Annotated in this window: 12 protein-coding genes and 1 pseudogene; 4 read left to right on the top strand and 9 right to left on the bottom strand. The window is 67.7% G+C overall.

Features of this window, described 5'->3' with window-relative positions; all coding sequences use genetic code 11:
- The coding region (locus ABTZ59_RS37505; RefSeq protein ID WP_503003864.1) for an RHS repeat-associated core domain-containing protein at positions 1-489 on the bottom strand (489 nt) is incomplete at its 3' end.
- Positions 490-524: 35 nt separating this feature from the next.
- Positions 525-1,136, bottom strand: coding sequence for a TetR/AcrR family transcriptional regulator (locus ABTZ59_RS36400; protein ID WP_351425444.1), 612 nt, complete (start codon positions 1,134-1,136; stop codon positions 525-527).
- Positions 1,137-1,242: 106 nt separating this feature from the next.
- Between ABTZ59_RS36400 and ABTZ59_RS36405 the strand changes: the two genes are divergently transcribed.
- Positions 1,243-1,902, top strand: a complete 660-nt coding sequence (locus tag ABTZ59_RS36405; RefSeq protein ID WP_351425448.1) for an NADPH-dependent F420 reductase — start codon at positions 1,243-1,245, stop codon at positions 1,900-1,902.
- Positions 1,903-1,947: 45 nt separating this feature from the next.
- Positions 1,948-2,694 carry a 3-oxoacyl-ACP reductase family protein gene (locus ABTZ59_RS36410; RefSeq protein WP_351425451.1) on the top strand — a complete coding sequence of 249 codons (747 nt, stop codon included), beginning with the start codon at positions 1,948-1,950 and terminating at the stop codon, positions 2,692-2,694.
- Positions 2,695-2,861: 167 nt separating this feature from the next.
- Here the strand turns inward: ABTZ59_RS36410 and ABTZ59_RS36415 are convergent, their stop codons facing one another.
- The 3 genes from ABTZ59_RS36415 to ABTZ59_RS36425 form a co-directional block, all read right to left on the bottom strand.
- Complete coding sequence (locus ABTZ59_RS36415; RefSeq protein ID WP_351425454.1) at positions 2,862-4,451, bottom strand: FAD-binding oxidoreductase; 1,590 nt, start codon at positions 4,449-4,451, stop codon at positions 2,862-2,864.
- Between the two features lie 276 nt (positions 4,452-4,727).
- Positions 4,728-5,858, bottom strand: a complete 1,131-nt coding sequence (locus ABTZ59_RS36420) for an epoxide hydrolase family protein (RefSeq protein ID WP_351425456.1) — start codon at positions 5,856-5,858, stop codon at positions 4,728-4,730.
- 122 nt (positions 5,859-5,980) lie between these two features.
- A complete protein-coding gene (locus ABTZ59_RS36425; protein ID WP_351425458.1) occupies positions 5,981-7,006 on the bottom strand; it encodes an ankyrin repeat domain-containing protein in 1,026 nt (341 codons plus the stop codon).
- A gap of 250 nt (positions 7,007-7,256) precedes the next feature.
- Here ABTZ59_RS36425 and ABTZ59_RS36430 point away from each other — a divergent pair, with 250 nt between their 5' ends.
- Complete coding sequence (locus ABTZ59_RS36430) at positions 7,257-8,210, top strand: AraC family transcriptional regulator (RefSeq protein ID WP_351425463.1); 954 nt, start codon at positions 7,257-7,259, stop codon at positions 8,208-8,210.
- A 133-nt stretch (positions 8,211-8,343) separates the two neighbouring features.
- On the opposite strand, the gene ABTZ59_RS36435 is transcribed toward ABTZ59_RS36430, so the two are convergent.
- Entirely contained in the window at positions 8,344-9,261 is a 918-nt protein-coding gene (locus ABTZ59_RS36435) for a LysR family transcriptional regulator (protein WP_351425466.1), read from the bottom strand.
- A gap of 341 nt (positions 9,262-9,602) precedes the next feature.
- Between ABTZ59_RS36435 and ABTZ59_RS36445 the strand changes: the two genes are divergently transcribed.
- Positions 9,603-9,818, top strand: coding sequence for a helix-turn-helix domain-containing protein (locus ABTZ59_RS36445; protein ID WP_351425470.1), 216 nt, complete (start codon positions 9,603-9,605; stop codon positions 9,816-9,818).
- Positions 9,819-10,036: 218 nt separating this feature from the next.
- On the opposite strand, the gene ABTZ59_RS36450 is transcribed toward ABTZ59_RS36445, so the two are convergent.
- The 3 genes and pseudogenes from ABTZ59_RS36450 to ABTZ59_RS36460 all read right to left on the bottom strand — a co-directional run.
- Positions 10,037-11,479 carry an amidohydrolase family protein gene (locus tag ABTZ59_RS36450; RefSeq protein ID WP_351425474.1) on the bottom strand — a complete coding sequence of 481 codons (1,443 nt, stop codon included), beginning with the start codon at positions 11,477-11,479 and terminating at the stop codon, positions 10,037-10,039.
- Between the two features lie 63 nt (positions 11,480-11,542).
- Complete coding sequence (locus ABTZ59_RS36455) at positions 11,543-11,773, bottom strand: hypothetical protein (RefSeq protein ID WP_351425477.1); 231 nt, start codon at positions 11,771-11,773, stop codon at positions 11,543-11,545.
- A pseudogene (locus ABTZ59_RS36460) lies at positions 11,766-12,097 on the bottom strand (hypothetical protein); the annotation flags it as partial. The gene ABTZ59_RS36455 and the pseudogene ABTZ59_RS36460, both read right to left, overlap by 8 nt.

Raw genomic sequence — 12,097 nt, forward strand, 5'->3', positions numbered from 1 at the left:
GAGATGCCCGTGAACAACGGATGCGCTAGAACCGAACGATCCACATTGCCCTTCACCAGCACAGCATGCCCACCCGCTATCACGCACCAACTCGTAAAGGCCGGTGCATCCGTGTGGCTTGCTCGGCTTGCCGCTGACGGCTTCGCCGGGGCGGCCGTTGCCCCTGTTGCCTTCGGCGGTGGTGGGACAGCCCTCGCTCGAGCCACCCGCGCCGCCGCAGGCCAGGCCCAGGCCGCTGGGGTCGGCGTTGGTCAGGGGGTTCTGGGCGGCGTAGCTGTAGCCGTTGAGGGTCTGGTGCATGTCGGTCTGGAGAAGTGGGTCGACGCTGATGAACTGGGCGATTCCTGGGTCGTATTCGCGGGCGCCGATGTGGGTGAGTCCAGTGTCGGTGTCCTTGCTTTTGCCGAGAAAGCCCTTGTCATCCGGCCAGGGACCGTAAAGGGGGGTGCCTCTGTCTTCGCCGAAGGGGGCCAGGTAGCGCTTCGTCAAGGCCTGGGTGTCGGCTGTGATGGCGGTGGTGCACGTCAGTTGCAGAACGCCGTGACGGATCGCAGCGCGATGTCGATCGAGGCATGGAGGTCGTCGCGTTCGGCACCGGCCGCGGCGTGGACCGCGAAGCCCTCGGAGAGGACCATCACGAACCTCGCCAGCGCTCGGGCGTCCACCTCTGCCCGAAGATCACCGTCCTGAATCGCTCGGGCCAGCCGCTGTGCGAGCGAGCACTCCGTAGCGGCCCGGCCGGCAGCGAGGACCTCGGGGACACCGGCGTTCTGCGGCGAGCAGGCAAGGCCGCCCTGAACGGAGAGGCAGCCGCGGGGGTGGTCGCCGGCCGTCAGTGCGTCGGCGCTGCTACGCAGAAAACTTTCGATGACTGCGTACGCGGTCGGTTGTTCGAAGGTGTCGGCGACGTAGGCCACCTTGGTCTTGCGGTAGCGGTCGAAGGCGCGCTGGAAGAGCTGTTCCTTGCTGCCGAAAGCGGCGTAGAGGCTGGGCCGGTTGATGCCCATGGCACCGGTGAGGTCGCTCATCGACGTCCCCTCGTAGCCCTGCCTCCAGAAGACCTCGACAGCGCGGTCGAGGACCGCTTCCTCGTCGAAGCCGCGTGGTCGGCCCGTGCTCGGCGTGTCTCGTGTCATCGCACCATCCTACCGATCGGTACAGTTTACGGAACACTCGGCCAACCGATCGGTACAAAACCTGTTACGGTGTTCCAACCGAACGGTACAAAAGGAGGGTGGGGTCGTGGCCACGATCGGAATCATCGGGGCGGGAGAGGTCGGCAGCCAGATCGCTCGGGCGGCTCTGGCGAATGGATACGAGGCGGTCCTGGCGAACTCCCGAGCACCGGAGACCCTGGCCCCCCTCATCACGCGGCTCGGACCGGGCGCCTCCGCCGCATGGGCAGCGGACGCGGCTGCTGCCGGCGACTTCGCCGTCGTGGCGATGCCTCTCACCGCCGCGGACCGGCTACCGGTGGAGGAACTGGCCGACAAGGTCGTTCTGGACACCAACAACTACATGGCGTGGCGCGACGGCCATATCCCGGCGATCGACTCGGGTGAGAAGACCGAGCACGAGTTCCGCCAGGAGCAGTTGCCGAAATCCAGGGTCGCCAAAGCCTTCACTCACATCCAGGCGCCGGTCCTGCTCACCGCCGGCCGGCCGGCCGGTGATCCCGGCCGTCTGGCGCTCTCGGTCTCCAGCGACTTTCCCGACGCCGTCGCGCTGGTGACCCGGCTCTACGACCAGTTCGGCTTCGACACCGTGGACAACAGTCCGCTGAGCGAGTCCTGGCGCACCGCACCGGGCCAACCCGCCTGGAACCACCACGACCGCCAAACGCGTGCCGAACTCGCCCGCAACCTGCGCAACGCCCGGTTCATTTCCCACGCGCGCCCGTGATCACGGGTGTCCCGACCCAGCTCCACAACACGAAAAGGAAGACCCATGCCTGCACGACCGCTTGAGGGCAAGACGGCACTGGTGACCGGAGGATCCCGGGGAATCGGCGCCGGCATCGTCGCCCGCCTGGCAGCCGACGGCGCGGCAGTGGCGTTCACCTACGCCAGGTCCGCCGAGCGTGCGCACGCTGTGGCGGCCGCGGCCGCCGCATCGGGAGGCACCGTGTTCCCGATCCACGCCGACAGCATGCACGAGGAGGACGTCGAAACCGCCGTCGCGCGGACCGTCGAACGGTTCGGCGGCCTGGACATTCTCGTGAACAACGCCGCAGTGGCTTCCTTCGCACCGATCACCGACCTGAAGATGGAGGAGATCGACGCCATGCTCACGATCAACGTACGGTCCGCTGTCGTCGCGATCCGCCAGTCGCTGGCTCACATGGGCCCAGGCGGGCGGATCATCAACATCGGCAGCATCAACGCCGACCGTACGCCGTTCCCCGACCAGTCGATCTACGCACTGACCAAGGGCGCGCTGGCGAGCCTCACCCGGGGCCTCGCGCGTGAACTGGCACCGCGCCATATCACCATCAACAACGTCCAGCCCGGACCGATCGACACCGACGCCAACCCCGCCGACGGGCCCTCCGCCCAGGCCATGCTCGGTGTCATGGCCGCCGACCGCTACGGCACCGCTGCCGAAATCGGCGCTTTTGTCTCGTATCTTGCCGGACCTGACGCCGACTACATCACCGGCTCCAGCCTGAACATCGACGGCGGCTTCACCGCCTGACGGCCGAGCGACGCTTTTCCAGGGCCTGAGCCGGCACAGGACCCCGGCGTGATCGCCGGGGTCCTCCGCTGCGTGATCGTTTTCACCGGGATTTCCTGTACCTCAACTGCTCCCGGGCCGAGAAGCGCAGCGCTGCCCGGTACCGGCCTGCTGTCACAGCGCTCCCTTTACAGTGGCTCGATCGACATCTTGTGCCGGAACACGTTGCGTGGGTCCCACGCCGTCTTGATCTGCCGCAGTCGCGGGTAGTTCCCGAGGTAATACAGGTCGTGCCACGGCACGCCCGAGGTGTTGAACTCGGGATCCGCCAGGTCTACGTCCGGGTAGTTGATGTAGGACCCGGCGTTGATCGCGTTCGGCACCGGCGCCCCGCCGGTGTCCTTATAGAGCTCGCCGTACCACTTCCGCATCCAGGCCAGCTGCATCGCATCCTGTTTCGGATCCTCCCAGCTGGTCGTCAATACCATCTTCGCCACCACGTCGCGCTGCGGCGTCGCGGTCGCGTCCGAGGGGACGGTGTTGACCTTGCCGCCGTAGGGCACCAGCAGGAAGGACGCCTCGGGCCTGGTCTGCGACTCGTCGGTCAGGGCCGCGTACATGGTGGAGATCTGAGCGTCGGTGTACCCCTTGCGCAGGTAGCCGGCCTTCAGTTTCTGCCGCATGGTGCTCGGCATCGGGCCGTCCGTCCGCAGCGCGGTCGCCCGCCAGAACGGCCCGGATTCGGGCCCGATGACCTCCGGCTTCAGGTCCAGCCCTTCGATCAGGGCCGCGTGGTAGGCCTCCATCAGGCCCCGCGCGTCCGGGACGGTGGCGTCCATCTGGTTCGTCACCACGAAGCTTCCGGCCGACGCCGCCGACGCGATCAACGGGCCCCAGAGCGACGCGTACGGCGAGTCCGCCGTGTTGTGCCGCTCGTAGAACCGGAACCAGTTGCGGACGATCCGCTGGAACTGGCCCTCGTCGACCGTCTTCCAGTCGTAGAGGATCGCACTGGTCAGCAGTGATGCCGGTGCCTTGGGCAAGGACTCCTCGGGCACCCGGCCGGACGCGGCCGCGGACCGCATCAGGTAGCGGGTGACGACACCGAAGTTCCCGCCGCCACCACCCGTGTGCGCCCACCACAGGTCGCGGTGGGCGTTGTCCCGCGTGGCCACGACGACCCGCGCCCGGCCCCGGGCGTCGACGACCACGATCTCCACACCGTACAAGTGGTCGACAACCGAGCCGTGCTGACGCGAAAGCGCCCCGTACCCGCCTCCGCTGAAGTGACCGCCGACCCCGACACCGCCGCACCCTCCGCCCGGCAGGGTGACTCCCCAGCTGAAGAAGAGTTCCCGGTAGACGTTTCCGAGCGTCGCGCCGGAACCGATCGAGAACGCGCGGTAGCGCTCGTCCCAACGGACCTCGCTGTACGGCGACATGTCGAGCAGGACCTCGACCTCGCTGTTGTCGACGAAGTCCTCGAAGCCGTGCCCACCACCGCGCACCGCGATCCGCTTCCCGGACGTGACCGCGTCCTGCACGGCCTGGAGCGCGTCATCGGTCGTCCGGATCACCCGGACGTAGTCGGGCCGGGCGGTGAACCGCTTGTTCTGGCCGCGCTGCACCAAGTCCTGGAACCGGGCGTCCTGAGGCCCGACCCGCTCCCCGGCGGACGGCGTACCCGAGGTGGTGGCGGCGTTGGCAACCTCCGGTACGGCGGCAGCCGCGCCGGCAACCACTGCTCCGGCCAACAGGCCACGTCGACTGACTGGCATCAGCACTCCTTGAAGTGGAATGTCTCGACCGTAGTCAAAGTGGTGTACTCCGTACATCGACCGAGCGGGGGAGACCGGAACTCCTCCCACCGCTGTACAAGCGCGCCACCGGACCGCCCGGATAGTCCCCGGCGAGCATTCCCACCAGCATGAACGGCCCAGTGGGACCTACTGCATACGGTGCATGTTGCGGCCGATGATCAGCACGATCCCGGCGATCGCGCCAAGGAAGAACCCGGCGTACAGACCACTCGCGAACTGTCCCCGGCCGCGCTGTCACCGCGTGTGGCGAAAGCTCGTGCGTACCTCGTCGGTGAACAACTCCGGCTGCTCCCAAGCGGCGAAATGTCCGCCCTTCGGTGCCTCGTTGTAGTGGACCAGTGTGGGATAGCGTTCCTTCACCCAACGTCGGCTGGTCTCGTGGATATCGCGAGGGAACTGAGTGACACCGACTGGCACCTCGATCTCACGCTCCTTCCAGTTGGCCATACTCTGCCAGTAGATGCGCGCGGAGGATGCCGCCGTCGACGTCAGCCAGTACAGCGTTATGTTGTCCAGCATTTCGTCGCGACTCAGCAGGCTCTCGGGATCGCCTCCATGGTCGGTCCACTGCTCATACTTTTCGTAGAACCACGCCGCCTGCCCCGCCGGGGAGTCGGTCAGTCCATAGCCGATCGTCTGAGGACTCTGCGTCTGCTCGATCTGGTAGCCGGATTCGTTCTCCTTGAAGTCCCGCAGCCGCTTCAGGGCACGTTCTTCCTGAGCATCGACGGCCTCCATCGTCTCGAAGATGGGGAACATGTTGAAGTGGACCGCCTGAACGGCAGGCGCGCCGATCCCGCCCAGCTCGTTGGTGATGGCATAGCCCCAGTCGCCGCCCTGCGCGACGAAGCGGTCGTAGCCGAGACGCCGCATGAGTTCGATCCATGCCCGCGCGGTCCGCTCCGGGGTCCAGCCGGTCTCGGTCGGCTTCTCGGTCAAGCCGAAGCCAGGCAGCGAGGGAACGACGACGTGGAAGGCGTCGCGGGGGTCGCCGCCGTGGGCCCGAGGATCAGCGAGAAGCGGCGCGGACTTCACGAACTCGAAGACCGAACCAGGCCAGCCATGTGTCAGCACCAGTGGTACCGCGTCGGGTTCGGGCGAACGCAGATGCAGAAAATGAACGTTGAGTCCGTCGATCCGCGTCATGGACGGATTGAGTGCGTTCAGCCGGGCTTCGGCCGCGCGCCAGTCGTAGCCGTCGCGCCAATAGTCGATCAGTGGCTGCATCCTGGCCAGCGGCGCACCCTGGCTCCAGTCGTCCACTGTCTCCCGGTCGGGCCAGCGGGTGCGAGACAGCCGATCCCGCAGATCGTCGAGCGCGGCGTCGGGGAAGGTGAAAGGGTGCGGTGTGATGGCGTCGGTCATGACGAACTCCTTCTCTAGGGTGAGGCCACGGGCAGCGGTGGCGCCATGGCCTGCGGTGAGGCCACAGCCTGCGGGTGTGCAGGCAGGTCTGTGCCGGTGATGCGCGACGATCCTGGCCCGGATCAGTTCTGTTCGGCTTCGGCGAGGAATGCGGCGAGGTCGTCGTAGCCGTAGAGCTGCGCCAGCCCCCTGGGGGTCAGGCCCGCGTGCGTCTTCAGGTCCAGACGGGCACCCGCGTCCACCAGGACGCGTGCCGCTTCCAGATGTCCGTGCCAGACTGCGTCGTGCAGCGCGGTCAGGCCGTTGTAGGGGCCTTGCGCGTCGATCTCGATCGCGGGCGCGTCAGCGTGTCCGCCCGTCTCCGTCAGCGCCCGCAGGACCTCGGCCCGCCCGAAGTAGCCGGCCTCGTGCACGGGCGTGCCCTTCATCAATCCGATCACCCGGCGAGGGTCCGCCCCCGCGCCAAGCAGCGCATGCACGATGCCGGTGTGCCCTTCGCGGACAGCGATGCCGAGCGGGGTGTAGTCGTCGTCGAAGCCCCCCACGATCGTTATCCGCTCGTTGACGGGAACTCCGGCGGTGAGGTGCTGCGTCACCTCGCCGAGGTCGCCTGCCTTGATCGCGGCGATCAGCGACTGCTTCCTGACATGCGCGGCGTCGGTCTCGTTTCGCGCCTCGATCAGTCGCGCGATCGCGTCGAGACCTTCGTCCTGGGCGAGTTCAAGCGCCGACTGGTGCCAGTGGTTCCTTATCGGCGTCCTGGCGCCGCGTTCCAGGAGCAGTCGCACCACGTCCTCGTGCTTGTGCAGGACCGCGTCCATAAGGGGTGTGTTCCCAAGGACCGGAGACTGCTGATCGATGAAGGATCCGTGGTCGAGGAGCAGCCCCGTCACATCGGTGTTGCCCGACTGTGCCGCCTTGTGGATCGCCATCGCTCCCATCCGCGGTTCGACCGCGAGCACGTCCGCTCCGGACGTCAGCAGAATGTCCACCATCTGAGGCTGGCCGAGGCCGGAAGCGATCATCAGCGGCGTCAGTCCTTCGGGGCCACGGCCGTTGACGTCCGTACCTGAGCGAAGAAGGTCGGTGGCCGCCGCGAGGTCGCCTGCCCGGATCGACGCTTCGAGCGCGAGGGGGTTTGCAAACATCAGTCTCTCCAGTGGTAGGGGTGCGAAGTCTTCGCGTGCGGGTCAGCGGGTCGGCGGGTCGGCGGTTCGGCGGGTCGGCGGGTCGGACAACGGTTCCGGTCCGGCGTTGTCCGACGTGGGTCCCGGCCTGGGTCAGCCGTCGGTCCGTGCGGGCCCTGGGCTGGTTCATGGCTCCAGTGAACCTGCGATCCATGAGACAGGGAATGATCCAGACGGTCACCTTCCATACTCCAGCGTCTAGAGTGGAGGCATGGATACCCTGACCGACGTACTGGAGCACATCCGCTCCGCGGGAGCCCTGATCGGGCAGAACCTGGTGTCCCCACCGTGGTCGATCAGATTCGACGAAGGTGCGTCGATGACCCTCGTGACCATGCTGCGTGGTGATGCCTGGGTCGTTCCGCACGAAGGCCAGCCCGTTCATCTGCGAAACCGGGACGTTGCGATCCTGACCGGTTCACAACCGTTCAGCGTCACCAGCGACCCTGACCGGCAGACCTCACCCCTGTACGTCGTCACCGAAGCGGGCACCTGCACCGACGAGACGGGCAACGTCCTCGCCGAGGAAGACATCTACCTGGGTGTCCGGACCTGCGGCACGCACCTGGAGGCCGAGCACGCGCTGCTCACCGGGTCCTACATCACGGCAGGCCGGATAGCCGACCGTCTCCTGACTTCCCTGCCGCGCGTCCTGGTCGTCCCGCACAGGCACCAACGGCAGGCGCTTTTGCACCTCCTGGAATCCGAGATAGAACGCGACGAGCCCGGCCAACAGGCAATGCTCGACCGGCTTCTGGACCTCGTCCTGATCGAAACTCTGCGCGAATGGTTCTCCCTGCCGGAGGCCTCCGCGCCTGGGTGGTACCACGCCACCCGAGATCCGGTCGTGGGCCCCGCGCTGAGGGCGATTCACGACGAGCCGGCCCGGCCGTGGACCGTCGGGATGCTGGCCAGTGAGGCACGGGTGTCGCGGGCGACGTTCGCCCGTCGGTTCTCCGACCTGCTGGGCGAGCCACCCATCTCCTACCTCGCCGGATGGCGCCTGTGCCTGGCTTCCGACCTCCTGGAGCGCACCGATGACACCATCGACTCCATCGCCCAACAGGTCGGTTACTCCGGCGCCTTTGCACTGAGCGCGGCTTTCACCCGCGAATACGATGTCCGTCCCAGCCAGCACCGAGCCCTGTCCGCACGACGCACCTGACCTGCCGCATGAGCCGGACAGAGTCAGCCTCCACGCGCGGGCATGCGTCGCTCCCCGGTGATCCTCACCGCGCCACCATCTACGAGGCCACCCGGAAGGTCCCGCCATGCTGAGTATTGGTACGGCCGATATGTCAACGGGACTTGAGCCCCCGCAGCTCCGCGGCGACCCGGCCCAGGCACTGACGGAACCAGCGGTGCCCCGCGTCGTTCTCGTGGATCGGGTGCCACCACGCCGCCTCCACCAGCGGCACGACCGGGAATGGGCACGGCAGCAGCCGCAACCCGGCATCCGGGAAGGCGAGCCGGACCAGGCTGCGCGGCAGTATGGCAAACCGTTCGCTGCCCACCAGCAGCGGCGGGATCGCCAGGAAGCTGTTCACGGACGCCGCCACCCTCAGCTGCACTCCCAGCAGCTGCAGCTGATGCACCGGGGACGTGGTGGCCCCCAACACCGACCCGCCGAGCGGCGCCGCGGTCATCAGCACACATGGCAGCCGCCCCATGTCCTCCAGCGTGAACTCGCCGTCGACGTGCGGATTCTCCCCGTCGACGACGCAGACCCACTCATCCCGGAGCAGGTCCAGGAACGGCAGACCGCGCACCACGCCGCGCGGCATGAACAGCACATCCACCGAACGCAGCGTCTGGTCCACCCCATCGGCGACAGGCGGTACCTGACGCACCCGCACTGCGCCGCTCTGTTCGCCGATCACCCGCAGCAGCGACGGCAGAACAGCAGCACCCCCGTAGTCCGAGGTCACCACCGTGAACTCCCGCTCGGACACCGCCGGATCAAACCTGCCGACGCTCGCGAAAACCCGCTCCGTGCTCGTCAGGGCCACCCCTGTCAAGGGAAGCAACCGCGCGGCCAGCGGCGTCAGGGTGTACCCGCCACGCGACCGGACCAGCAACTGGTCATCGAAGTGACGGCGCAACTTGCTCAAGGCCCCCGACAGTGTCGGCTGGCTCTGGCCCAGTCGTCTGGCCGCCCCCGACACGCTCCGCTCCGCCAGGAGGGCATCCAACTGCACCAGCAGATTCAGGTCCAACGATCGCGAGGGCATGCGCCCATTGTTGACGCTCAACACCCCGACCCATGCGGCCGCCCCTCCGATTCCGGAGGCGGCCGTTCCAGGCCGGGGTGGCGTCCCGCTTGTCCAAGTGCGCGATGACCGGGACTCCGTCCGGGTTCACGGTCACCCGCCCACCGGTGCCCGAAGCCCCCAACTTCCCGACTCGGCCGCGGACATCGGCCCGGGCAGCACGGACCGATGTCAGTGCCTTCTCGACGCGGCGGTGATGGCGTCCACCGGACGGGAGACCGTCGAGTCGGTGGCGACCGGCCCGAACACAGCTCTCACGCTGGCGCACACTGCTCGGCCAGCGCGCCTTGCGCGAAGGCGACACCAGCATTGCTGTCATCGCCGCCTCCCTGGGTTTCGGCTCCGAAAGTGCCTTCAGTACCGCGTTCAAGAGGAATGTCGGCGAACCGCCCCAGCGCTTCCGTCACCGCTCGCGCCGCGAATCCGATCGGTCGGCCACGCACGCCGCGCCGAACCGGGTCTCCTCGCCTTTTCCCCGGTCCCGGAGCGACCGGGCGAAGTGAGAACACCTCGCGAGTGTGCGGCTGCTCCGCCGGACCCGGGGCACTTCACTGGGGCCTTTCATCAGGCGTCGGGCAGTCTGGTTCGTTCGTCTTCCCTAAGCGGACGTGCGCACCGGGAGTGGAAGGGGCGGTGCCGGCAGGATGACGGACCTGACCGGTCGTCGCGGATCCAGCGGTGCGGGTCCTTGGCCCGCTGTCGTTGTGGAGAGTTCCGCTCGTCATGCCGTGAACCGCTCAGGCAGGTTGGCCGCCATGGACGTGGCCACCGCCTCCAGCAGGCCGTCCGGACGCGGGGGATTGAATCCGCCTCGCTCGGCCATGCGGGCGCTGAGGCCGGCCCAGGCGGACTCGACCAGTTCGACGGCGCGGTCGGCGCGGTCCTCCAAGAGACGGCCGTCGCTCTTCACAGTCCGTCCGGCGACGATCACCCGGTCGACGTCGCCGACCGAGCTGTGCTCGACGACGGTCGCGAACGGATCGATGATCGGCCGCTGCCGGGGCGAGGTGTTGCGGACCAGGACGACGTCGGCGGCCTTGCCGGGTTCCAGTGAGCCGATCAGGTGCGCCAGGCCCAAGGCTTCGGCGCCCCCTTGAGTCGCCAGGCAGAAGGCCTCACGAGCGGTGACGGAAAGCTTGTCCTGGCCTGCCAGTCCCGCCAGACCGGCCTTGTCCAGCAGCGGCTGGTTGGCGCGGGCGTTCTCGAGCTGCCGTGCCAGCCGCATCTGGGTGAAGGCGTCTGGGGAGTTGTTCGCCTGGAGATCGGAGCCCAGGCCCACCGTCACCGAGGCGGCCCGGGCGCGGGCGAGGGCCGGGTAGCCGATCCCCATCTGGGCCTCGGACTCGGGGGTGGAGGCCAGGGCTGCGCCTGCCGCGGCGAGCAGGGCGAGTTCGTCATCCGAGCTGGCGTTGCCGTGGGAGTACACCTGGCCTGTTCCCAGCAGTCCGTCATGGTGCAGCAGCACTGCCTCGGGCACGCGCTGCGGGCCGGGGGCGGTGTTCAAGTGTGCGGTGAGCGGCATGTTCAGTTCGTGTGCGAGGGCGTACTCCTCCACCGTGACCTGCCATGGCACGGTGAGGAGGTCGTTGACAGCGACTCCGATGGAGACCAGGCCGTCGGTGTGCGCGGCGCGGATCCTGCGAAGGTCGTCGTGGCGCTGCTTGGGCGAGGAGAAGACCGGTGTCTGCGTCGGGACGTCGGTGAGGCCGTAGGCCCAGATGGCACGCAGGCCGGAGTCCTTGACGCCTTGGAGCATGGCATCGGCGTGTTGTGGGGAGAGGGTGGCGTGCGCGTGGTCCAGGACGGTCGTGGTGCCGCCGTCGAGAGTCGCCTGTGCGCCGGCATAGACGCCGGCGTAGAGGTCTGCGGGGGCGTGCACGGCCGAGTGGTGGTAGCGGATGCTCCAAGCGAAGTCGATCAGGTTCCAGTCGGAACTGATGCCGCGCATGGTGGCTTCCCACAGGTGCGCGTGGGCATCGACGAAGCCGGGCAGCACGAAGGTGCCTTCCGCGTCGACGACTTGGGCGTCATCGCTCGGGAGATCGTCTCCGATGGCGACGATCGTGTCGTTCTCGATCAGCAGGCACGTCCTGCGGAAGGTACCGGTGCGGGGCGGGCCCACGAGCACGGTGCCCCCGGTGATCAGAATGCGGTTCGGTGTCACGGCGGTTTCCCTTCAGGATCTTTACCAGGTGCTGTGCACAGGCACGGTGCCCAGGTCTTCGGGCTACAGTTCGTCGGGGCTGCTGAACCCGGACAGGGCGAAGGCGTTACGGTCGGCCCGCGTCGTGGCACCTTGGCCGACGGCCGGTTCGATACAGCCCCACACTTCGGGGGACAGCACACCGCGCGGCTGGTCGGCCGAACGGAAAAGGCGGGTGGTGAGGTGTGGAAGCGTTCCGTCCGCCGTGGCCGCCCGGCAATGGGCCCGCTGGCGGTCCGCGTAGTGGTCAGCCATGTCGGGCTGCCCTCCAGTGCGCCATGTGCCGGAACACGTCGGCGGGTGTGCCGTGCGCCATGGCCGGATCCAGTTCGCGGTAGATGGTGTGAACGGTGGCTACGACACGCTCGGGTTCGCTCCAGCCGGCGAAGACGTCCAGATCGATCTCGTCGGACGCCTGCCGCCAGGTCCGGCCGGCCGTGAATGCCGCCGCGGCCTGGTCCGCGACATGGCAGAGATAGGCGCGTAGGTCCTGTCCGGTCGATCTTCGCGGATAAGCCCGCGGCGTCTGGTGCCGTGCATCGCAAGGCGGAGGATCGCCCATGTACTGGACGTACTTGG

Origin of the sequence: Streptomyces sp. NPDC094034, assembly GCF_040303865.1 — a bacterium.
Classification (GTDB): Bacteria; Actinomycetota; Actinomycetes; order Streptomycetales; family Streptomycetaceae; genus Streptomyces.

Excerpts from the sequence above, each read along its gene's own strand:
- ABTZ59_RS36400 (WP_351425444.1), bottom strand. The coding sequence starts at position 1,136 with ATGACACGAGACACGCCGAGCACGGGCCGACCACGCGGCTTCGACGAG.
- ABTZ59_RS36410 (WP_351425451.1), top strand. The coding sequence starts at position 1,948 with ATGCCTGCACGACCGCTTGAGGGCAAGACGGCACTGGTGACCGGAGGA.
- ABTZ59_RS36415 (WP_351425454.1), bottom strand. The coding sequence starts at position 4,451 with ATGCCAGTCAGTCGACGTGGCCTGTTGGCCGGAGCAGTGGTTGCCGGC.
- ABTZ59_RS36420 (WP_351425456.1), bottom strand. The coding sequence starts at position 5,858 with ATGACCGACGCCATCACACCGCACCCTTTCACCTTCCCCGACGCCGCG.
- ABTZ59_RS36425 (WP_351425458.1), bottom strand. The coding sequence starts at position 7,006 with ATGTTTGCAAACCCCCTCGCGCTCGAAGCGTCGATCCGGGCAGGCGAC.
- ABTZ59_RS36430 (WP_351425463.1), top strand. The coding sequence starts at position 7,257 with ATGGATACCCTGACCGACGTACTGGAGCACATCCGCTCCGCGGGAGCC.
- ABTZ59_RS36455 (WP_351425477.1), bottom strand. The coding sequence starts at position 11,773 with ATGGCTGACCACTACGCGGACCGCCAGCGGGCCCATTGCCGGGCGGCC.